General features: G+C 66.8%; 23 protein-coding genes. 10 read left to right on the top strand and 13 right to left on the bottom strand.

Annotated elements, in window-relative coordinates:
* Positions 1–154: 154 nt before the first annotated feature.
* The 3 genes from ppdK to FV218_RS02335 form a co-directional block, all read right to left on the bottom strand.
* Entirely contained in the window at positions 155–2,836 is a 2,682-nt protein-coding gene (gene ppdK, locus FV218_RS02345) for a pyruvate, phosphate dikinase (protein ID WP_056086133.1), read from the bottom strand.
* Between the two features lie 156 nt (positions 2,837–2,992).
* Positions 2,993–3,145: a DUF3096 domain-containing protein gene (locus FV218_RS02340; protein WP_082475923.1), complete on the bottom strand. Its 153-nt coding sequence runs from the start codon at positions 3,143–3,145 to the stop codon at positions 2,993–2,995.
* A 21-nt stretch (positions 3,146–3,166) separates the two neighbouring features.
* Positions 3,167–3,808, bottom strand: coding sequence for a L,D-transpeptidase (locus FV218_RS02335; protein ID WP_187272946.1), 642 nt, complete (start codon positions 3,806–3,808; stop codon positions 3,167–3,169).
* Between the two features lie 257 nt (positions 3,809–4,065).
* Between FV218_RS02335 and FV218_RS02330 the strand changes: the two genes are divergently transcribed.
* Positions 4,066–4,509 carry a VOC family protein gene (locus FV218_RS02330; RefSeq protein WP_147708556.1) on the top strand — a complete coding sequence of 148 codons (444 nt, stop codon included), beginning with the start codon at positions 4,066–4,068 and terminating at the stop codon, positions 4,507–4,509.
* On the opposite strand, the gene FV218_RS02325 is transcribed toward FV218_RS02330, so the two are convergent.
* The gene (locus tag FV218_RS02325) at positions 4,510–4,953 is read right to left on the bottom strand and encodes a Crp/Fnr family transcriptional regulator (protein WP_056086141.1); all 444 of its coding nucleotides are present in this window, start codon (positions 4,951–4,953) and stop codon (positions 4,510–4,512) included.
* A 327-nt stretch (positions 4,954–5,280) separates the two neighbouring features.
* On the opposite strand from FV218_RS02325, the gene FV218_RS02320 reads away from it, so the two are divergent.
* Positions 5,281–5,475 (top strand): general stress protein, encoded by a 195-nt coding sequence (locus FV218_RS02320; RefSeq protein ID WP_082475924.1) that lies wholly within the window; start codon positions 5,281–5,283, stop codon positions 5,473–5,475.
* A 944-nt stretch (positions 5,476–6,419) separates the two neighbouring features.
* On the opposite strand, the gene FV218_RS02310 is transcribed toward FV218_RS02320, so the two are convergent.
* Positions 6,420–7,223: a response regulator gene (locus FV218_RS02310; RefSeq protein WP_056086145.1), complete on the bottom strand. Its 804-nt coding sequence runs from the start codon at positions 7,221–7,223 to the stop codon at positions 6,420–6,422.
* Between the two features lie 178 nt (positions 7,224–7,401).
* Between FV218_RS02310 and FV218_RS02305 the strand changes: the two genes are divergently transcribed.
* The gene (locus FV218_RS02305; protein ID WP_082475926.1) at positions 7,402–7,620 is read left to right on the top strand and encodes a NepR family anti-sigma factor; all 219 of its coding nucleotides are present in this window, start codon (positions 7,402–7,404) and stop codon (positions 7,618–7,620) included.
* A gap of 118 nt (positions 7,621–7,738) precedes the next feature.
* Here the strand turns inward: FV218_RS02305 and FV218_RS02300 are convergent, their stop codons facing one another.
* Positions 7,739–7,915: a DUF1328 domain-containing protein gene (locus FV218_RS02300; RefSeq protein ID WP_003599466.1), complete on the bottom strand. Its 177-nt coding sequence runs from the start codon at positions 7,913–7,915 to the stop codon at positions 7,739–7,741.
* Between the two features lie 386 nt (positions 7,916–8,301).
* Between FV218_RS02300 and FV218_RS22605 the strand changes: the two genes are divergently transcribed.
* Positions 8,302–8,463 carry a hypothetical protein gene (locus tag FV218_RS22605; protein ID WP_187272945.1) on the top strand — a complete coding sequence of 54 codons (162 nt, stop codon included), beginning with the start codon at positions 8,302–8,304 and terminating at the stop codon, positions 8,461–8,463.
* Positions 8,464–8,472: 9 nt separating this feature from the next.
* Here the strand turns inward: FV218_RS22605 and FV218_RS02295 are convergent, their stop codons facing one another.
* Positions 8,473–9,849 carry a carbohydrate porin gene (locus FV218_RS02295; RefSeq protein ID WP_246684957.1) on the bottom strand — a complete coding sequence of 459 codons (1,377 nt, stop codon included), beginning with the start codon at positions 9,847–9,849 and terminating at the stop codon, positions 8,473–8,475.
* 182 nt (positions 9,850–10,031) lie between these two features.
* Positions 10,032–11,372 carry an Nramp family divalent metal transporter gene (locus tag FV218_RS02290; RefSeq protein ID WP_056086148.1) on the bottom strand — a complete coding sequence of 447 codons (1,341 nt, stop codon included), beginning with the start codon at positions 11,370–11,372 and terminating at the stop codon, positions 10,032–10,034.
* A gap of 166 nt (positions 11,373–11,538) precedes the next feature.
* Between FV218_RS02290 and FV218_RS02285 the strand changes: the two genes are divergently transcribed.
* Positions 11,539–12,456 (top strand): MBL fold metallo-hydrolase, encoded by a 918-nt coding sequence (locus tag FV218_RS02285; protein ID WP_056086151.1) that lies wholly within the window; start codon positions 11,539–11,541, stop codon positions 12,454–12,456.
* Positions 12,457–12,460: 4 nt separating this feature from the next.
* On the opposite strand, the gene FV218_RS02280 is transcribed toward FV218_RS02285, so the two are convergent.
* On the bottom strand, positions 12,461–13,240 hold the full coding sequence (locus tag FV218_RS02280) for a DUF1499 domain-containing protein (RefSeq protein ID WP_147708554.1): 780 nt from the start codon (positions 13,238–13,240) through the stop codon (positions 12,461–12,463).
* A 144-nt stretch (positions 13,241–13,384) separates the two neighbouring features.
* Here FV218_RS02280 and FV218_RS02275 point away from each other — a divergent pair, with 144 nt between their 5' ends.
* Entirely contained in the window at positions 13,385–13,882 is a 498-nt protein-coding gene (locus FV218_RS02275; protein ID WP_147708553.1) for a MarR family transcriptional regulator, read from the top strand.
* On the opposite strand, the gene FV218_RS02270 is transcribed toward FV218_RS02275, so the two are convergent.
* Together FV218_RS02270 and FV218_RS02265 are read right to left on the bottom strand one after the other, a co-directional pair.
* Positions 13,879–14,610, bottom strand: a complete 732-nt coding sequence (locus tag FV218_RS02270; protein WP_147708552.1) for an HAD-IA family hydrolase — start codon at positions 14,608–14,610, stop codon at positions 13,879–13,881. The two genes, FV218_RS02275 and FV218_RS02270, sit on opposite strands and share 4 nt — an antisense overlap.
* Positions 14,600–15,154, bottom strand: a complete 555-nt coding sequence (locus FV218_RS02265) for a hypothetical protein (protein ID WP_056086164.1) — start codon at positions 15,152–15,154, stop codon at positions 14,600–14,602. The genes FV218_RS02270 and FV218_RS02265 overlap by 11 nt, the downstream gene beginning before the upstream one ends.
* Positions 15,155–15,264: 110 nt before the next feature.
* Here FV218_RS02265 and FV218_RS02260 point away from each other — a divergent pair, with 110 nt between their 5' ends.
* The 3 genes from FV218_RS02260 (at position 15,265) to FV218_RS02250 (ending at position 18,266) form a co-directional block, all read left to right on the top strand.
* Positions 15,265–16,662: an aminotransferase gene (locus tag FV218_RS02260; RefSeq protein ID WP_147708551.1), complete on the top strand. Its 1,398-nt coding sequence runs from the start codon at positions 15,265–15,267 to the stop codon at positions 16,660–16,662.
* A 300-nt stretch (positions 16,663–16,962) separates the two neighbouring features.
* Entirely contained in the window at positions 16,963–17,178 is a 216-nt protein-coding gene (locus FV218_RS02255) for a hypothetical protein (protein WP_056086170.1), read from the top strand.
* 128 nt (positions 17,179–17,306) lie between these two features.
* Positions 17,307–18,266 (top strand): metallophosphoesterase, encoded by a 960-nt coding sequence (locus tag FV218_RS02250; RefSeq protein WP_147708550.1) that lies wholly within the window; start codon positions 17,307–17,309, stop codon positions 18,264–18,266.
* A 19-nt stretch (positions 18,267–18,285) separates the two neighbouring features.
* On the opposite strand, the gene FV218_RS23370 is transcribed toward FV218_RS02250, so the two are convergent.
* A complete protein-coding gene (locus FV218_RS23370; RefSeq protein WP_274533103.1) occupies positions 18,286–18,414 on the bottom strand; it encodes a hypothetical protein in 129 nt (42 codons plus the stop codon).
* Between the two features lie 216 nt (positions 18,415–18,630).
* Here FV218_RS23370 and FV218_RS02245 point away from each other — a divergent pair, with 216 nt between their 5' ends.
* Positions 18,631–19,185: a TerB family tellurite resistance protein gene (locus FV218_RS02245; RefSeq protein ID WP_147708549.1), complete on the top strand. Its 555-nt coding sequence runs from the start codon at positions 18,631–18,633 to the stop codon at positions 19,183–19,185.
* A 69-nt stretch (positions 19,186–19,254) separates the two neighbouring features.
* On the opposite strand, the gene FV218_RS02240 is transcribed toward FV218_RS02245, so the two are convergent.
* A complete protein-coding gene (locus FV218_RS02240) occupies positions 19,255–20,787 on the bottom strand; it encodes an acyl-CoA carboxylase subunit beta (protein ID WP_056086179.1) in 1,533 nt (510 codons plus the stop codon).
* Positions 20,788–20,895 lie beyond the last annotated feature (108 nt).

Raw genomic sequence — 20,895 nt, 5'->3', positions numbered from 1 at the left:
AGCTGGAATCCCCGCGCAACGGTTCGGCACTAGCACTGAACGTGCCGGCACGAAATCGGTTCGCCGCGTTTTCGACAATTTGTTGAACGGAATTTGCCATGCCCCTCCTGAGCGGCGTGGAGCCACCCGGGAGGGGCGAGATCAAGCCTTTGCGTCAGGCCTTCTTGGCCTTATCGCGGGCGGCCAGGGCCGCCTGCGCGGCGGCCAGACGGGCGATCGGCACGCGATAGGGCGAGCACGACACGTAGTCGAGGCCGACCTCCTGGCAGAAGGCGATGGAGGCGGGGTCGCCGCCATGCTCGCCGCAGATGCCGAGCTTGATGTCCGGACGGACGGCTCGGCCGCGCTCGACGCCGATACGCACGAGTTCACCCACCCCCTCCTGATCGATGGAGATGAACGGGTCGGCCGCCAGGATTCCCTTCTGGGTGTAGGCTCCGAGGAAGGTCGCCGCATCGTCGCGGGAAATGCCGAGGGCCGTCTGGGTCAGGTCATTGGTGCCGAAGGAGAAGAACTCCGCCGTTTCGGCGATGTCGCCCGCCCGCAGGGCCGCGCGGGGCAACTCGATCATCGTACCGACCTGATAGACGACGGCGCTGCCGGTCTCCTCGGAAACGGCCTTCGCCATGGCGTCGATACGTGCCTTGACGATGTCGAACTCCATCTTGGTGAAGACCAGCGGCACCATGACCTCCGACGTCACCGGGGCGCCGGTCTCCTTGGCGGCCTGGACGGCGGCCTCGAAGATGGCGCGGGCCTGCATCTCGGCGATTTCCGGGAAGGCGATGGCGAGGCGGCAGCCACGGAAGCCCAGCATCGGGTTGAACTCGTGCAGCTCCGTCATCCGGCGGCGCAGCTTGTCCTCCGACACGCCCATGCTGGTCGCCACATCCCGCACCTCTTCGTCCGTGTGCGGGAGAAACTCGTGCAGCGGCGGATCGAGCAGGCGGATCGTGACGGGAAGGCCCGACATGATCGTAAACAGCTCCGCGAAGTCCTGGCGCTGGTAGGGCAGGATCTTGGCGAGCGCCGAGCGGCGCCCTTCGGCGTCGTCGGCCAGGATCATCTCGCGGACGGCGACGATGCGGTCGCCTTCAAAGAACATGTGCTCCGTGCGGCACAGGCCGATGCCCTCGGCGCCGAAATTGCGCGCGGCGCGGGCGTCGGTGGGGGTGTCTGCGTTGGTCCGGACCTTCATGGTGCGAACCGCGTCGGCCCACCCCATCAGGGTGGCGAACTCGCCCGACAGGGACGGCTCCAGCATCGCCACCTCGCCGAGCAGCACCTGACCGGTGGAGCCGTCGATGGTGATCCTGTCGCCCGCCTTCAGCACCGTGCCGGCCACCGACAGGGTGCCGGCCTTGTAATCGACCCGGACGGTGCCGCAGCCCGAGACGCAGGGTTTGCCCATGCCCCGTGCCACCACCGCGGCGTGGGAGGTCATGCCGCCGCGCGTCGTCAGGATGCCCTCCGACGCGTGCATGCCGTGGATGTCCTCAGGGCTCGTCTCGATCCGCACGAGAATGCACTTGCGCTCGGCCTTGCGGGCGGCCTCGGCATCCTCGGAATTGAACACGATCTCGCCCGTGGCGGCACCCGGCGAGGCGGGAAGGCCCGAGGCGATGACCTTGCGCTCGGCCTTGGGGTCGATGGTCGGGTGGAGAAGCTGGTCGAGGGCCGCCGGCTCGATCCGGCCGATGGCCTCCTCCTGGGTGATCAGGCCTTCCGCCGCGAGATCGACGGCGATGCGGAGCGCGGCTTTGGCCGTGCGCTTGCCGTTGCGGGTCTGGAGCATCCAGAGCTTTCCGCTCTCGATGGTGAATTCCATGTCCTGCATGTCGCGGTAGTGGGTCTCGAGGAGACCGTAGATCCGCACGAGCTCGGCGTAGGATTCGGGCATCGCCCGCTCCATGGACGGCTTTTCCGACTTGGCCTCGAGCCGAGCCTTCTCGGTGATGTCCTGCGGCGTGCGAATGCCCGCCACCACGTCCTCGCCCTGGGCGTTGATCAGGAACTCACCGTAGAGGGCGCGTTCGCCGGTGGACGGGTTGCGGGTGAAGGCGACTCCGGTGGCCGAGGTGTCGCCCATGTTGCCGAACACCATGGCCTGGACGTTGACGGCCGTGCCCCAGCTCTCCGGGATGTTGTTCAGCTCACGATACTTTTTGGCACGGGGGATCATCCATGAATCGAACACGGCGCCGATGGCGCCCCAGAGCTGATCTTCGGCCCCTTGCGGGAAGTCCGAACCGTGCTCGGCCTTCACGATGGCCTTGTACTTGGTCACGAGTTGCTTCCAGTCCTCGGCCCCGAGTTCGGTGTCGAGGCTGACGCCCTTCTCGTCCTTGTAATGCTCCAAGGCTTCCTCGAAGGCGTGGTGCTCCACGCCCAGCACCACGTTGGAATACATGGTGATGAAGCGACGGTAGGAATCGTAGGCGAAGCGCGGGTCGCCGGCACCCTCGGCCAACGCCTCGACGGTGACGTCGTTGAGGCCGAGATTGAGCACCGTGTCCATCATGCCGGGCATCGAAGCGCGGGCGCCCGAGCGCACGGAGACGAGGAGCGGATTCTTCGGATCGCCGAAACCGCGGCCGGTGAGTTTACCGACGGCGTCGAGGGCCGCTGCGACTTCGGCCTTCAGCTCGGCCGGATAGGTCTGAGCGTTGTCGTAGTAGGCCGTGCAGACCTCGGTCGTGATGGTGAAGCCCGGCGGCACCGGCAGACCGAGATTCGACATCTCGGCGAGGTTCGCGCCCTTGCCTCCGAGGAGGTTGCGCATGGACGACTGGCCCTCGGCCTTGCCGTCCCCGAAGGAATAGACCCACTTGCCCATCGTCACCCATCCGGTTGCAGATTGAAACGCGAACCACGCGCCTACCGTACCGGGCGGGTTGGACCATCTCCTGCTGCAACGCAAGATGAACGCGGCATGGAGCGCAGGCCCGCATGACGGTTTCCCCGGTCTGTCACCGTCGGTCGTCGCGCCGGCTCAGGAGAGCGCCCGAAACACCCCGAGGCCAATCAGCCCGACGAGGATGAGGTAGGCCGCGACGATGAAATTCAGCAGCCGGGGGATCAGCAGGATGAGCACCCCCGCCGCGAGGGCGACGAGGGGCTGCAGATGCGCGATGGTGATGGTCATGGCTCAGAATCCGTCCTTGGCTCAGACCCGGTACTTGCCGTTGCGCTTCACCAGCACCTGGGTCCCGACCGGAACACGCTCGTAGAGGTCGACGATGTCCTCGTTCAGCATCCGCACGCAACCGGACGAGAGCTGCTCGCCGATGCTCCAGGGCTCGTTGGTGCCGTGGATGCGGAAGAGCGTGTCGCGGTTGCCCTGGTAGAGGTAGAGCGCTCGGGCACCGAGGGGATTGTCGAGACCGCCCTTGCGGGTGCGCGGCAGGTCCGGGTTGAGGGAGACCATGGTGGTGGTGGGGCTCCAATCCGGCCACACTCCCTTGCGGGCGATGCGAGCTTCGCCCTTCCACGAGAACCCGGCCTTGCCGACGCCGACGCCGTACTGCACCGCCGTGCCATCCTCCTGCACCAGGGCGATCTGCCGGTTGTCGATATCGACCACGATGGTCCCGGGCTTCTCGGGACCGGTGTAGCGCACGATCTGGCGGCGGTACTTCGGATCGAGGCGCGACTTGTCGACGATGGGCACGTCGAACGGCTTGTCCGGCATGGTGCCCGTGTACCAGGCCGCATCGTCGTCGGCGGCGACGTTGACCGGCCCGCGCGCGTTGCAGGCGGCCAAGGGGGCGATGAGGAGCAGGCCGAGGATGAGGCGGCGGGTGGACATGGCGGGCTCCATGATGGGCGGCGTCGAAGTCTGATGTCCTGACTAGCCGTCCCCGGCCATGGAGGGTGTATCTTTCCAGCCGCAGGTATCGGGAAGCAGCAGGGACGCCGTCGCAACCCTCAGGACGATCGCGCTGAGGGTTTTGCCCTGTCGCAGTGGTTTCGCACCCCGCCCGAGGGCGACCACCGATCGTTGAGGGCGTTGATCCGGCGCCGATCCCGGCCACATCGTCCGGTTCGTACAGCGAGGATAGCCCCATGGCCGCCACCCAAACTCTCCCGGTTTCGGATATCGAGGAGGTGATTCAGGAACTCGGCCCTGCGATCCATCTCGACCATTGCGTGATCCACGTCTCGGACTGGTCGCGTTCGACGGCCTTCTACCGTGACGTGCTCGGGGCCGAGGTCCTGGCCCGTCCCGTCGGAGCCGCCTATCGCTTCGGCGGGGTGCAGCTCAATGTCCACGGCCCCGGCGTCGAAGCGATGCCGCTGGCGGACAGGCCGGTGATGCCGGGCAACAGCGACCTGTGCTTTCGCTGGTCCGGCCCCATCGAGGGGGCGATCGCGCACCTGGCCGCCCATGGCGTGCCGGTGGAACTCGGGCCGGTGGAGCGCAGCGGCGCGGCGGGCGCGGGCATCAGCGTCTATTTCCGGGATCCCGACGGCTCGCTGATGGAGTTCATCACCTACCCGGAAGCGTGATCAGCCCCGACTCTGGGCGAGCTGCTGGTTGGTCTGCTCCAGGCGAAGGGCGAGTTCTCGCATGACGGCGATCCCGATCTGGGGGAACTGCGCCAGCAGCTCGAGGAAGACGGTGCGGTCGATCCGCAGGGCGGTAATCGGGCTGAGCGCTGCCACCGTGGCCGAGCGCGGCTGATCGGCAAGAATTCCCATCTCGCCCAGCAAGGCATTGGCGCCGAGCAGTGCCAGACGAAACGGGCCCTGCGGCCCGTCGATGGAAACCTCGGCCTCGCCCTCCAGGATTAGGTAGGCGGCATCGGCCGCATCCCCGCGCGCGAACAGCCCCTGTCCGGCCTCGAAATGAACCCGCTCACTGGTGAAGGCGAGGAGCTTCAGACGCGACGGCTCGACGCCACGAAACAGCGGGACCTGACGTAAGGAGGAGACCTCGGTGTCGAGAGTCATCGGCGGCGCAACGTGCTGATCGGCATCGGAAGATCTTTCAGCGCTCTCCCCCTCGCGCGGGCGATCGATGGGCGCTTCCTATCCACGCGATTTGCGTGGGGATTGTCCAGCCCCGGCGCCGGTTCGGGGCGGGATGACGCCCCTACGTGACTACGGACCGGGCACCCGATCGATTCCGACGCCCACCTCTACAGCCACGCTTGTACGGCCACGCTTAGTTCGGGGCGATGGTGAAACCCGCTGAACTTGGCTGCCGATCTTGGCGGAGGAACAATCGATATTGGCAAAGGTTGTCCCGGTAGCGAGAGCAATGTTGAGGAGGCGCTGGTGCCATCAGGAAATTCCACCTCGAAGCGGGGCTTTGCCTCAATGGATCTGGAACGGCAGCGCGAGATCGCGAGCAAGGGCGGGCGGAGCGTGCCGGCGGAAAAGCGTTCGTTCTCCCAGGACCGAGAACTCGCTTCGTCGGCCGGTCGTAAAGGCGGGCAATCCACCGGTACCGGTCGTCCAGGCGACGACTAAGACCCATACCCCCGGGGCTCCGCACGGAGCCCCGCTTTTTCACGACAATCAAAACGAACAATCGGGCTCCTTCCTATTCGGATGGAGCCCTTTTTCATACGAAGTGTACTATAGAGATGTAACGAGCAGATACCTGTGATGCATCAAGAGATGCAGCGGCCAGGAAGCATGCGCCGAGCCTCGGGCCCGGCCAGGGAGCTGATTGCCCCTTCACAACCTTCCCGCATCAAGCGTCGTACTTTGGGCTGATCTTTCTCACTCGCCGTCCGACCGCCCTGCTGCGCCATGGAGGGATTCGGCCGCACGTCGGGACGCGTTACCGACGCGAAATGGACCGGGCTTATGGCGAGGGAGGCAGCGCGTTGCCCGGGCAGGTCCTGCACTTTGGCCAATGAGACCGCGTGAGGGAGGGAGGGCGACCAGGAGTCGGCTACCTGCTGCACGGTCGGCTGGATCAGGACGGTCAGGAGCGCCGCAGGTCCGCTGACACTGAGAAGGAAGCCTGACCGAAACATCGTCGTAATCTCCGAAAGGAGCTTGACAGGATATTGGTCAAACGCGGATCGGAGTTGTCGGTTCCTCCACTGTTCCGAATTGATCCGGAGCTGGTAGTTTGACTGTTAGGGATCATTCGCATTTGACGAAAATTAGAAGGGTTGCCCGTGGGGGACTGTGACGAAAAAGCCATCCCGCTAAGAAAAACTCACGGCCAAGGTTGCACGTTTGGAACGGGATAGGCGTCCGATCGTTTCTTGGATACCCCGGCCGCCTGGTCCTCCCCCCGCATCCCCTTGTGCATAGGCCGGAACCTTTTCGACGGGCTGGAGAGTGATCTCCGGCCCGTTTTTTCGTGGGTGGGTCTCGACCGATAGCGCGCAAAAAAGCCCCGGCGCTGCCGGGGCTCCTCGTTCCGTTCGGGGTGCAGGCCGATCCGGTCCGCGGCCTCAGGCCGATTTGATCTCACGCCGACGGGCACTCTGCTGGAAGAACAGCGCCTGACTGATCACCGCCGAGACATTGGCGGGCTGGAACGGCTTCGCGATGAGGAAGGCCGGTTCCGGACGCTCGCCCGTGAGGAAGCGCTCCGGATAGGCGGTGATGAAGATCACCGGAACCTCGAACGTCTTCAGCAGGTCGTTCACCGCATCCAAGCCCGAGCTGCCGTCGGCGAGCTGAATATCGGCGAGGATGAGGCCCGGACGGGTGCCTTCGGACGCGATCTTGATCGCTTCCGTGCGGGTCCTCGCCACGCCGATGACGTTGTGGCCGAGCCCTTCGACCAACGCCTCGAGATCCATGGCGATCAGCGGCTCGTCCTCGATGATGAGGATTTCGGTGGCCATGTCGGCAGCCAGTTCACGGCCTGCCTCATCGACGAGGTCGCGCACCTGGCTGACATCGACGTCGAGGATGATGGCCGCGTCCTCCTCGGAGAAGCCTTCGAGGCACGAGAGGAGGAAGGCCTGGCGCGGCAGCGGCGTGATCTGGCCGAGCCTGACCTCGGCCGGCAGATCGTGCTGCACCTGATCGCTCTGGCCGTTCACCGAAAGGGAGTTCCAAATGCGCGTGAAGACGCGGAAGAGATCGGCTTTGACATTGGCGCTGCGGCCGAGTGTTTCGGGCTCGTTCACGAGGGTCTCGAGTGTGGCCGCGACGTAAGCGTCACCGGCGACCTGACTGCCCGTCAGCGCCCGTGCGTAGCGGCGCAGATACGGCAGGTGCTGCACCACGAGTTGGGCTGTCGACATACTATCCCCTTGGCTTTGCCGTGCTTGGCCGCTCCCGCCACAACGCGGTTTGACGGGCTCCGTTCCGCCGGGCGGGAACCGCCGGTGTATTTCAGCGTTGCAGTCGCAGCCATGACCTATGTCAAGCCGCAAAACAATCGCGGTGGTGCCGGTACGCGGCATCAAGGGGAATCGACGCATGACCGAACACGACCAGGGCGGTCCCATATCCGGGGATCGTGCCGTGCGTGCCGAGCAGAACATCCGGGGGCAGGGTCTGAGCGATCACACCCAAAAACGGATCGGTGTTCATCTTCGAACGATGTACGATGCCGTTGTACAGCAGCCTGTTCCCGACAGGTTTCGTGATCTGATCGCCCGCCTCGAAGCCTTGCCGCCCGACGAAACCACACTGTGAGTTTCGTTTTTTCGTTCGATGGGCTGTCCAAATCGGAGAGGGCCGCCGGCTGATGCTGGCGACCCTCTTCTTCGTTCAAGGGAGCGTCGTCGGCTCGCCTCTCCGTTCAAGGTCTCATCTAGAGTGTCGGCGAACGTCCGCGCATCAGGCCAATGACGGCGGAGATGGCGAACAGGACGATCGCGACGAAGAACACGAGCTTCGCGGCTTCCATCGCGGTCCCGGCGATTCCACCGAACCCGAGGAGGGCCGCCACGAGGGCGACGACGAGAAATGTTACGGCCCAACCGAGCATCTGACTCTACCCTTCCGAAAGATCTGGTGCAGCGTCGGCTGCGACCTCATTGCATCAATAACGTCAAGGTTTCGCCGCGGTTCCGGCACTTTTGCGCTCGATTCGCTGCGCCGTCAGGGAGGCGGCTGACGGGTTCCGCACCGATGTTCGCAGGCAGGTTTCCGTTCTCGATGGAGCCTCTTGAAAGCGGTGCGATCAGCGTGGCAGAGTTCCCACTCATTTGGTGGTTGGCAGCGACTGTGAAGGTGGGACGGCGTCCCGGTGCGGCTGAATGACATCCGGTCCTTCGCAGAGGGGAATCGCGTCGTTATCTTCGCTTTAACCGTTGCTGGAACCGGCGTGAGGCCGGCAGCGTTCGTCGTCCATCGCTGGTCAAGGAGTCCGTCATGCGGGAATCGTTCGTCGGCTCGATCGTGCGGCGCCTCGTGAAGATCATGGCGTCGGCAGGAGATGCTGCATCCCGTGGTCTCGACGCCCTGGTCGAAGGTTCGGCGCCTGCGCCTCAACTCGTTCCCGTGCGGGTGCGTGCCAACCGCCGCAGATCCTGATCGGTGGATTTAGTAGACCGCGGTCGAACGGAGTCCAAAGACAAACCCCCCATTGATGAGCGTTTCCGGTCGCGATGGGTGTTCGGCTCCACCGGCCGGGTTGAAGACATATTGAATGTCCGGCTGCACGGTCCAGCCCGGAACGATTTGCATCTGATACGACAGTTCGATCGTCGCTTCGGCGGTCCGAATCGGATGGGATCGATCGAGGAGTGAGCGGTCACGGTCGAATGCCCGGGCGGTGTCGCTGATCCGCGCGTAGATGAAACTCGCACCGAAGAGATCGTCCGGGCGTCCCGGCACCAGCCCGGCGACGACGACGCCGCCATCCGCCCACAGGTCGATGAGATTGCGGTCGGATGGGCTCCCCGACAGTCTGGCGTAGGCCGAAATTCCGCTCGAGGGCCCGCCCCCCTCGGGGCGATAGAGTTGCCGATCGGCGACCACGTAGAGACCGCCGGTGCCGCGCAGGCGTCGTGCGGTGCCGTCGCTGGACGGATCGGCGAGGCGTCGCCCGTCCGCGCTGAAGCGCAAGTGATCGAAGCGGCTGAAATGGCGGTACCCCCCGAACTTCAAGCTCGCTGCAAGGTCGCGTGAGTCCGGCTCCTGATTCCACCGCCGCTGGATCTCGGCCATCACCAGGGGTGGATCGCCGGTGCGAAAATTGATGCCGTGACGGTTGACCACGCGCTGGTCGCCGGGATCGCCGTTGAAGACGGCGACCAGGGCGGACAGATCGGCGTTCGGATCATAGCGCAGGCGCACCCCCGGGGTGGCGAGGGGATAGGCCGGGCCGCCGCTCGGCAGGTTGGCCCCGGTGATGGTCGGCCAATCGTTGCTGAGGAACGGCTTGCCCGTCTCCGAGGCGAAGAATTCGCCGTCGGCGGCGATTTGCCCGATCCTGACGGCGAAGCCCGAGGCCCAACGCCGTTCCAACCACAGCTCCGACAGCCGCGTGGTGGGATAGGCCTCGATGTTGCTGACGGTGATGAGTCGCTCGAAGCTCCGGTCGCGCAGACCGCCGGTGTCGTGGATCTGGAAGGCGTTGGCGAAGGCGGTGACGCCGTCGAGGCCGGCGAGCCTGCCGAGATCGACGGTCAGGATTCCCTCGAGCTTGCCGGCATAGATCGGGCCGTTGCGGACGCCGCCGGAGGGATTGCCCAGCACCTCGTTGGTGGAGAGGAACGTGAGGTTGATCCCGCGCGCGCCCAGGGCAGCCCGTACGCCGCCGGGATCGCCGAACTCTCCCAGTGATGACCGGATCGATACCGGGAAATCGCCCTGGGGTTCAGCGGCGGCCGACTGCGACGGGCGTTCGGGAACATCCCCTGGAGTCTGCGCACCCGCACTCGACAGGCCCCCGATCATCGCAAGAAGACCGCTCAAGACGCATCGGACTTTTGGTTTCGCAGACGACATGGAGCACCCGCTGAAAAAGTAAGCCATGGCTATAATCAAGGCACGTGTCGGCCCACCGGCGCCCGGCTGTTGGCCAGGTCCGTTCGGTTGCCTCGGGTCGAAGATCGGTGGCGGCGGCGCGCGGCCCGGTCAGGCAGAGCGCCGCCAGGTCAGGCGCCGGTCACCGTGTCGACGAGGAGTTTTACGTTGAGGGCGACGATGAGCCCCGCGATCGTCCAGGACAGGAGCTTGAGCCATCCGGGAATGACGAGGGCACCCATTTTTCCCCGGTCGGAGACGAACCGGACCAGGGGGATCACCGCGAAGGGCAATTGCATGGACAGCACCACCTGGCTCAGGACGAGGAGCCGGGCGGTGCCCTGTTCGCCGTAGAGCGCGGTCACCACCACGACGGGCACGATGGCGATGCCCCGGGTGATGAGGCGACGTGCCCAGTCGGGGATGCGCAGCCGCAGGAAGCCCTCCATCACGATCTGGCCCGCGAGCGTCGCCGTCACGGTGGAATTCAGGCCGGAGGCGAGGAGGGCGACGGCGAACAGGGTCGAGGCGATGCCGGCTCCCAGCAGCGGCGACAGCAGCTCGTAGGCTTGCTCGATCTCCTGCACGTCCGTGCGTCCGTTGGCGTGGAAGACCGAGGCGGCCAGGATCAGGATCGCGGCGTTGACGAACAGCGCCAGCATCAGCGCGATCGTCGAATCCGTGACGGCGAAGCGCACCGCCGCGCGCTTGCCCGCGTCGGTGCGCGGGTAGGCCCGGGTCTGGACGATGGAGGAGTGGAGGTAGAGGTTGTGCGGCATCACCGTGGCGCCGATGATGCCGATGGCAATGTAGAGGGCGGCCGGATTGGTCACGATCTCCGCCGTCGGCAGGAAGCCGCCGAGCACCGCCTGGAGCGGCGGGTGTGCGAGTGCGATCTGCACCCCGAAACAGACGAAGATCACCCCGAGCAGGGCGATGACGAAGGCTTCGAGGGCACGGAAACCCCGGCGCATCAGCAGCAGGATCAGGAAGACGTCGAGGGCCGTGATCGTCGCCCCGACGATGAGAGGGATGCCGAACAGGAGCTTGAGGGCGATGGCGGTGCCGATCACCTCGGCGAGATCGCAGGCGATGATCGCCGCCTCGCAGGCGACCCACAGGACAAAGCCCACCGGGCGCGAATAGTGATCGCGGCAGGCTTGGGCGAGGTCGCGGCCCGTGGAGATGCCGAGCCGCGCGGAAAGCGCCTGCAGGACGATCGCCATGAGGTTCGAGAGCAGGATGACCGACAGCAGAGTATAGCCGAACTGGGCGCCCCCGGCGATGTCGGTGGCCCAGTTGCCCGGGTCCATGTAGCCGACCGAGATCATGTATCCCGGCCCGATGAAGCCGAGCAGCCGGCGCAGCCATGAGCCGGTCTGCAACACCGGCACGCTGCCGTTCAAGGCGCCGAGGCTCGGCTGCTCCTGCGTGTCGCGATGGAACCGCCAAGCGGGTTCGTGATGCCCCATCGTACCAGATATCCTCGTGCGCCGGCCGGCAGGGCAGCGCTTCCGCCTCGTCCCGTGCGATATAGCATCTGCTATATTGAAAATAAAAGGCTTAATTCGGTTGGCGTTGTCGGGGGCTTGGCGATGGCGTAGGGGCCGAAGCAACCCACGACTCGGCGGAGCCGGCATGAGCGAAACGCAAGACGATCCGGTCTTCGACACGGGCGCCCCGATCAGCGGCGTGACGCAACGGCTCTCATCCTTGATCCGGCGCCGCATCTGCCCCAACGCCAGCCCATTCACGGCCAGCGGGACCTGCACCTACATCGTCGGGATGGGTGACGTAGCGGTCATCGACCCAGGTCCGGAGGATGCCGATCATGTCTCTGCGCTGCTCGCCTCGATCCCGGGCGAGCGGGTGTCCGCCATCGTGGTGACCCACACCCATCGCGACCACTCGCCGGGCGCGCGCCTGCTCCAGGCCCGCACGGGAGCCCCCATCGTCGGCTGCGGCCCGCACCGGGCCGCCCGTGACCTCGCCGAAGGCGAATTCCCTCACCTCGACGCCAGTGCCGACCGCGTCCACGAACCGGATCGCGTCCTGCGCGAGGGCGATACGGTGACGGGCGACGGCTGGACCCTCGAGGCGGTGGAGACGCCGGGCCACACCATGAATCACCTCGCCTTCGCCCTGCCGCAGGAGGCGGCCCTGTTTTCCGGCGACCACGTCATGGCGTGGTCGACGAGCATCGTGGCACCGCCCGACGGCTCCATGCGCGCCTACATGGCCTCCCTCGACAAGCTGCGGGCGCGCAGCGAGACGGTGTATTGGCCAGGCCATGGCGGGCCGGTGCGCGACCCGCGCCGGTTCGTGCGGGGACTCGCCGCCCACCGCCGCCAGCGCGAGACCACGATCCGCGCCCGCATCGACGCCGGCGATCGCGATATCCGCGCCATCGTGGCGGCGATCTACCAGGGTTTGAATCCGGTGCTACACGGGGCCGCCGCCCTGTCGGTCTTCGCCCATCTGGAGGATCTGGTGGAGCGCGGCGTCGTCGTGACCGACGGACCGCCGCGCCTCGAGGGACGCTACGGACCCGCCTGATTCCCTACTTCACCGCGATGGCGAGGTTGGCGACTTCGTCGAGATAGGCACGGATGCGGTCGGCATTGCCACCGAGATCGTGGCCACCGAGGCGTGAGGCCGACCGCACGTCGATGCGCGCTCCATCCGCCCGGGGATGCACCCGCACGGTGACATCGTCTGCGAGGTTGAGGACGAGGCCGCGTGAGACCGCCTCGATCCGGCCGTTGCCGACCCGACCGCCCGGGCGGATCGCCTCGACGATCTGCCAGCGCCGGTTCAGCGCCGCCTTGCGCGCGAGTTCGAATGCGACGTCGGCGTCGAGGTCGAGGGTCAGGGGAGCGATCTGCGGGTAAGCCGCGCGCTGGCTCGCCCGCGCCGCCGGGCCGGGTTCGGGCGGATAGCGTCCATCCCGGGCCGCGAAGGCAGCCCGCGAGCGCGAAAAGGCGGGGGGGTTGTCGATGTCGGTTGTGACATCCGTCAAAGCCGGAAGACGCACGGCCCGCAGGCCCGCGAAGGCCGGATAGGCCAGAATCAGGAGGGCCGTGAACAGGCCGGCCACGGCCGCGCCGAGGCCGCGCGCGCCCTCCCGCCACACCCGCACGAAAGCGAACGCCGCAAGCGCTACGGCCGCCGCCGCCAGGACGAGCCCAGCACCGAGGGTCACGAGGGCCGGGCCGGCCTCCGCGCGCGGATCGCGCACCAGGACCAGGGCGAACAGGTTAACGAGGAGGGCGAGGACCGCCACCGAGCGGGCGAGCGGGCCGGCGCGGGTGACGGGCTCCTCGAAGGGCAGACGACGCATGAGCCTACAAACGATCCCTGTCCGGCACGCGAGGTCGCTCAGGCCGGCGAGCGCGCGGTCGAGCTTTACCGGGCACGGGGACGGCACGCCACCCGGTACCCCCGCGCTTCCGCCGCCGGACGGTTCTGCTATAGCGGCCTCACCATGAGTGTCACCGCCCAAGACCGACCCGAGGCCTTGCCGGACGCCGACGGCCCGGACCCGCTCCGGGTCTGGTTCCGATTCATCCGCCTCAACCGTCGCGTCACCGCCGCCATGGGTGCCGAACTGCGCGGGCTCGGGCTCTCGATCCCGCAATTCGATGCGCTCTCGACCTTGACCGAGCGCGAGGGCCTGACCCAGCAGGATTTGGCGGCGCGGCTCTATGTCACCAAGGGCAACGTTTCGGGACTCGTCGATCGCCTCGTCGAGGCCGGCTGGGTCGAGCGCCGCGCGATCCCCGGGGACCGGCGCTCGCATGCCCTCCATTTGACGCGGATCGGCGCGGATCTCGCCGCCCGCGGCATCGCGGCTCAGAAGGCCTACGTCGCCCGCACCCTCGGTCGCCTGCCGCCCGAGGACATCGCAGGGTTCGAGCGTCTTGTCCTGCGCTGGCGCGATGTCGCGCGGGAGGATTCAGCTGCGCGCCTGATCGATCCCTAAGCGTCGATCTCGGCCAGGAGCGCAGGCAGGTCGTGGATCGAGCCGATGACGTGATCGGCGTGTGCCGCCATGGCCTCGCGGGCGACCTCCCCCGCGGGGCCGCTGAGGACCGCGATGGCGACGGCCCCCGCCGCCCGCGCCGCGCTGGTATCGGCGAGGGTGTCACCCACCAGGGCGACGCGGGACGGTGCGACGCCGAGATGCGCGGCGAAGGCCAGCACCATCCCGGGCTCGGGCTTGGCGCCGTGGCCGGAATCGTAGCCGGCGATGAACCCGAGATGTTGGGTCAAGCCCAGCACCTCCGCCTGGGCCCGCGCCGAGGCTTCCGCATCGTTGGTGGCGATGCCGAGAGCATAGCCCGCTCCGACCAGTTGCGCGGCGAGGTCCGCCGGTGCGCCGATGGGATGGAGCGAGCGCAGGGCCGCCTCGCGAAACAGCCCGTCCATCTCGGCGTAGAGGTACGGCCCCGCAGGCCGGTCGAGTACCTGGGCCCAAAGTGGTCCGTAGATGGACGAGGCGCCGGCCAGGAGCGGCGAAGTCGCGAGGAAGCGCCGCTCGTCCTCGACGTAGTGGCTCACCCGCATCAGGGCCTCGAAGCGTGCGCGGTCGCCACCCGCGAGCGTCGCCATGACGGCATGGGCGGCGGGCCCCCAGGTCCGGTCGAAGTCGATGAGCGTCCCGTCCTTGTCGAACAGGATGCCGTGCAGCCGAGTCCCCTCACGCCGCATGGGAGATCTTCTCGACCTCGATGACGGGGCCGGCGGGTGTCATGCGCTCGCGCGCCACCATCCGGTCGCCGGGCTCGAAGACACCGAGGTTCACGTCGCGGTCGGGGAGCACCACGGTGGTCACCTTGTTGAGGTGGACGAGGACGTGGCGCTTCTGGGGCAGGGAGGACGCGGCCCAGCGCTTGAGCTGGCCGTAGTACGGCTCGCGCCGCCAGGCGTTGGGCTGGCCGGGATCGACCTGCACGTTCATGTGCCGTGACACGGGGTCGAGACTGAGCACCATCTTGGCGCGGTCCGGTTTCCATTCCGGGCCGAGCCACGCCTCCGTCATCCACAGGCAGTGGAAGGCCCGGCAATGGTCGGGCCGGGTGGCGTGGATGGCGCAGCCCCGGCCCTGCTTGGTGTGCCGGCACCATTGCCCGGCGACGCTCTCGACGGCGGGCACGTCATAGACCTTGCAGCACAGGGTGCAGGGACCGCAGGCACGGCCGGGAGCCGGCGTCGCGATGACGCTCGCGGGATCAAGGGTGGCTGGGACGAGCATGAGGGGGAGCGTCCGGTGCGACGGTGAACGGGTTTGTGCCCGGGCATCGGGCCGTTAGTGTGGCTGCCCTGCGAGGGCCTGCCCGGCCCATCTCAACGAACGGATACCCGATGCTCTCGAACCTGGCGGCCCGCGACGTCGAGACCCTGATCCACCCCTACACCAACCTTGCGACGTTCCGCGAGACCGGGGGGCTCGTACTCGAGCGCGGCCACGGTGTCTGGGTCTACGACAGCGACGGCCGGCCCTACCTGGAGGGCATGGCGGGCCTCTGGTGTACGGCACTCGGCTATTCCAACGAGGAGCTGGTCGACGCGGCCAAGGAGCAGATGTCGCGCCTGCCGTTCACCCACTTGTTCTCGGGCCGCAGCCACGACCCGGCCATCGAGCTCGCCGAAACCCTCAAGGAGCTGATGCCGGTCCCGACCTCGAAGATCTTCTTCACCTCGTCGGGCTCGGAAGCGAACGACACCCAGGTCAAGCTGACCTGGTACCTGAACAACGCCCTCGGCCGGCCGAAGAAAAAGAAGATCATCTCCCACGTGAAGGGCTATCACGGCGTCACGGTGGCCACCGCCTCCATGACCGGGCTGCCGGCCAACCACGCCGACTGGGATCTGCCCCTGCCGGGCTTCCTCCATACGGGCTGCCCGCACCATTACCGGTATGGCGAGACGGGCGAGACCGAGGAGGCGTTCTCCACGCGTCTGGCCCATGAACTCGAAGCCCTGATCCAGCGCGAGGGCCCGGACACCGTCGCGGCCTTCGTCGCCGAGCCGGTGCTGGGCGCCGGTGGGGCCATCGTGCCGCCGGTCGGCTACTACACCAAGATCCAGGCGGTGCTCGACCGCCACGACGTGCGCTTCATCGCCGACGAGGTGATCTGCGGTTTCGGGCGCCTGGGCACCTGGTTCGGCTCCGAGGCCATGGGAATGCGGCCCGACAGTGTATCCTTCGCCAAGGCGGTGACATCGGGCTACATGCCGCTCGGCGGCATCTCCATCGACGAGCCGCTGTATCGCCACATGGTCTCGCAGAGCGCCAAGCTCGGCACCTTCGGCCACGGCACCACCTATTCCGGGCATCCCGTCGCCTGCGCGGTGGCCCTCAAGACCATCGCCATCTACCGCCGCGACGGCATCATCGAAGGCGTCGCCCGCAAGGCCCCTCACTTCCAGGCTCGCCTGTCCGCGCTCGCCGACCACCCCATCGTCGGCGAGGCGCGGGGCTTGGGCCTCATCGGCGGCCTCGAGATCGTCGCCGACAAGGCGAGCAAGCGCCAGTACGACCCCAGGGCCGGTGTTGCGGCCCGCTGCGTCGCCTTCGCGCAGGCCGAGGGATTGATCGTCCGGTTCCTCGCTGGAGACCGCGTGGCCGTGTGCCCGCCCCTCGTCATCGCACCCGACGAGATCGATACCCTGTTCGACCGCCTCATCCGGGCGCTCGACCGAACCCAGGCCTGGATCGCCTCGGAAGGCCTCGAAGCCCTTCCCGCGGCTCGTGGCTGACCGGCCACACGCCACCCGCATTCAAGCAAAGGCCGCATTGCGATAGCAGTTATTGCAATGCCGCAACGTCGATCATCGAGATGTTGGCTCGCGCGTCCGTGATGAGAAACAAGGCTGCCGCCATTTGAGGCACCCGCGTAGTCTTAATCCTCCATTCATATTGCGACCACCTTTATGGTTGCTGTGATGCTCGATGCGCGTCCGGGTCGAACCGAAAGGTGCCCGTGCCGCGTGGGTCGGCCGATCGGGTCAGGACAACCCGCCGGCCTTCGAGAGAGCCTTAAGCAGGACACCCGTTTCATGTACGCCCCCGATCAGAACCAGAGCGCCGCCCCTGCCCTGGACCGTCGCTCCACCGCGTCCGGCCGTTTGACCGAGGGCTTCCGGCCCGTGGCCCTGCCGGCGCTCGCCGCCGCGGTTCTCGTTTCGGCGGTGGCGGGCAAGGCGGTGGCCGCCCGGGCGAAGGCCGCGCGGATCGCGGCGCGCTTCGAGCACGAGGACGCACCGCTGGTCTGATCCCCACCGAGTCCTCGCGGGACGTCCCTCGGCGGGTGGTGCCGGGCATCGGCCGAACCGCGTCGTCAATTCGTCACCATTGGCGGCGAGGGAGACGGGATCGACCTGCGACCCGAGGGCTGGCACCGATGTTGATCCTGCCAAGCCGGCGGCAAGTTCTGGGCGGCATCGGTGCAGGCGCCGCGCTTGGTCTGTCCACGGGTGCCTACGCGCTGTTCGAGCCGCGCTACCGCTTGGTCGTGACGCGCTATGCGCCGGTGCTGCCACGCTGGACACCGGGCCTGCGTCTGCGTGTCGCCGTCCTGGCGGATTTCCACGTCGGGGAGCCATTCATGCCCCTCGACCGCATCGCCGAGATCGTCGATGCCACCAATGCCCTGGCGCCCGATCTTATCCTGATGCTCGGCGATTATCCGGCCGGTCCGAGCGTCACCTTCCGCAAGGTGCCGCTCCCGGAATTCGCGCGGGTTGTCGAGGGCCTGCGTGCGCCCCTCGGCGTCCATGCCATCCTGGGCAACCACGATTGGTGGGACGACGCCGAGGCACAGGCGGGGCTCAGTGACGTCACCGAGGCGCAACGCGTGCTCGAGGCCCGCGGCATTCCGGTGATGGAGAATACGGTGCTCCGCCTCGAGAAGGACGGTCACCCGTTCTGGATCGCCGGCCTCGGGGATCAGGAACCGTTCGTGAAGGTCGGCAACTACGAGGGCCGCGACGACCTGTCCGGCACCCTGGCGCGGATCACCGATTCCGCGCCCGTGCTTCTCATGGTGCACGAGCCCGATATCTTCCTCGACGTGCCAGACCGGGTGTCCCTGACGCTCGCCGGCCATACCCATGGCGGGCAGATCCGCCTGTTCGGCTACTCGCCGGTGATCCCGTCGCAACGGGGCAACGACTTCGCCTACGGCCACGTGGTCCTGAAGAACCGCCACATGATCGTGTCGGGCGGATTCGGCGTCAGCCGGGTACCGGTGCGCCTCGGCGTACCCCCGGAGATCGTGCTGCTCGAACTCGGGCATCCGGCCGCATCGGTTGACCTTGGACCCGGCCGCACCGTCCCGGATGACGGACACCGGCCCGGTTGAGGCGCGAGGGCCGCGAACCCTATTTCTTGGCGTTCTTCACCGCTGCGCTGACCATGTCCTTCGTTGAGGCCGCCGCAGCGATGGTCTTGACCACAGGCTTCTTCGGCTTCTTGGCTTCGCGACTGCCGCGTTTGTTTTCGGTCGCCATGGGTGTCTCCTCGTTCCGTCGAGGACCGATCATCGCACGACTTTCCGGAATGGCGGCATGGAAAGTGACGGGTCCCCTGCGGCGCGCGAATACGAATGTCGTCGAATCGAGGGGAAGTCGCGGCTAAGTCATTCGCGCCCGCGGCCAATTTGACCCCGATCTCGGTCTATGTTGCATTCCTGCTCGATTTGATTCGTCGTTCGCGGAGCCTGTCGAGTGCCGATCCTCATCCTCGCCGCAGCCGTGCTGACCGGCGTCGTGTTCTGGGTCCTGCGAGCGCATGGCACGGTCACACGGCTTCGTGAAGTCGACCGGGATACCAAAGGTCTGCAACGGCGCGCCCGCGCGGCCTTCGACGATTTTTTCGGATCAGCCCTCCAACGGGTCAGCGACGTGCGGTTGGCCGCCGTGATCCTGCTGATCCAGATCGTGCGCACCGGCAGTCCGATCACCGCCGCCGAGAAGACCCGCATCCTCGAACTGATGGAGACACCCCTGGAGATCGAGAGGATCTCCCAGACGTTCGAGCGGGCCTGGGCCTACACCCGGCCGCGCTACCCTTTCTCGCAGATCGCCGATCCGCTCGTGCCGCTGCTGAAGGCGCGCCTGACGGAGGCCGAGCGCCTTCAGTTCGTCGAGATGGTGCGGTCGGTCGCCTCCGCCCACTCGGCGCCGAGTGAGTTGCAGCGCGAGGCGCTGGTGCGTCTCAAACGACGCCTCGTCGCCGACAAGCCGGTTCTCGCGGCGAGCCGAACCGGCGATCACGGATAGCTCAGCGTGGATCGGAGCCATGCCGACCCGAGGATTCCGGGTCGGCATGGTAGCGGTTGCATCCCCGGTTCAGAGCGGAATGTTGTCGTGCTTCTTCCAGGGCTGCTCCATCTCCTTGGTGCGCAGCATCCCGAGCGCCCGGGCGATGCGCTTGCGGGTGGAGTGGGGCATGATCACCTCGTCGATGTAGCCGCGCTCGGCGGCCACGAACGGCGACAGGAAGCGGTCCTCGTACTCAGCCGTCCGCGCCGCGATCTTGTCGCTGTCGCCGATCTCACTCCGAAAAATGATCTCCACCGCGCCCTTGGCGCCCATCACGGCGATCTGGGCCGTCGGCCAGGCGTAGTTGAGGTCGGCACCGACGTGCTTGGAAGCCATCACGTCGTAGGCGCCGCCGAAGGCTTTCCGCGTGATGATGGTCACGAGCGGGACCGTCGCCTGGCTGTAGGCGAACAGCAGCTTGGCGCCGTGCTTGATCAGGCCGCCGTATTCCTGGGCGGTGCCGGGCAGGAAGCCCGGAACGTCGACGAAGGTCACGATCGGGATCGAGAACGCGTCGCAGAAGCGCACGAAGCGGGCCGCCTTGCGCGAGGCATCCGAATCGAGCACGCCGGCCAGCACCATGGGCTGGTTGGCGACGAAGCCGACGGTGCGGCCCTCGATGCGGCCGAACCCCGTCATGATGTTGCGGGCGTAGGTCGCCTGGATCTCGAAGAAATCGCCCTCGTCGGCCACCCGCCGGATCAGCTCGCCCATGTCGTAGGGCTTGTTCGGATTGTCGGGGATGAGCGTGTCGAGGCTCATGTCGAGGCGCAGGGGATCGTCGAAGCTCTCGAGTTCGGGCACGCCGTCGATGTTGTTGGCGGGCAGGAAGTCGACGAGGCGGCGGATCTGCAGGAGCGCCTCGACGTCGTTCTCGAACGAGCCGTCGGCGATGGAGGACTTCGTGGTGTGGACCTTGGCCCCACCCAGTTCCTCGGCGGTCACGACCTCGTTGGTGACGGTCTTCACCACGTCGGGGCCGGTGACGAACATGTAGCTCGTATCGCGGACCATGAAGATGAAATCGGTCATGGCCGGCGAGTAGACGTCGCCGCCGGCGCACGGTCCCATGATCACCGAGATCTGCGGAATGACGCCGGAGGCTGCGACGTTGCGGCGAAAGACTTCACCGTAGCCGCCGAGCGCCGCGACGCCTTCCTGAATGCGGGCGCCGCCGGCATCGAAGATGCCGATGATCGGGGCGCGCATCTTCAGCGCCATGTCCTGGACCTTGACGATCTTGGCCGCGTGCGTCTCCGAGAGCGAGCCGCCGAACACGGTGAAATCCTTCGAGAACAGGAACACCGTCCGGCCGTTGATGGTGCCCCAGCCGGTGACGACGCCGTCGCCGGGGATCTTCTGCTTCTCCATCCCGAAATCGGTCGAGCGGTGCTGCACGAACATATCGAATTCCTCGAACGACCCATGGTCGAGGAGGAGCTCGATGCGCTCGCGCGCGGTCAGCTTGCCGCGCTTGTGCTGTGCCACGACGCGGTTCTCACCGCCGCCGAGGCGGGCCTGGGCGCGCCGCTCCTCGAGCCGTTCGAGAATGTCCTTCATGCGGGGAACGCCTTGCCTTGGAGAGATGACGGGACCCGCGCCGACGAAATCGTGACGGCCACGGTTTGAAGCGCCCTTAGCATGCGGCGCTTTCAGCGAAAATGGATT

This window comes from Methylobacterium sp. WL69 (assembly GCF_008039485.1).
Taxonomy (GTDB): domain Bacteria; phylum Pseudomonadota; class Alphaproteobacteria; order Rhizobiales; family Beijerinckiaceae; genus Methylobacterium.
The sequence above is the reverse complement of the archived record's forward strand: the minus strand, read 5'-3'. Positions and strand labels throughout refer to the sequence as shown.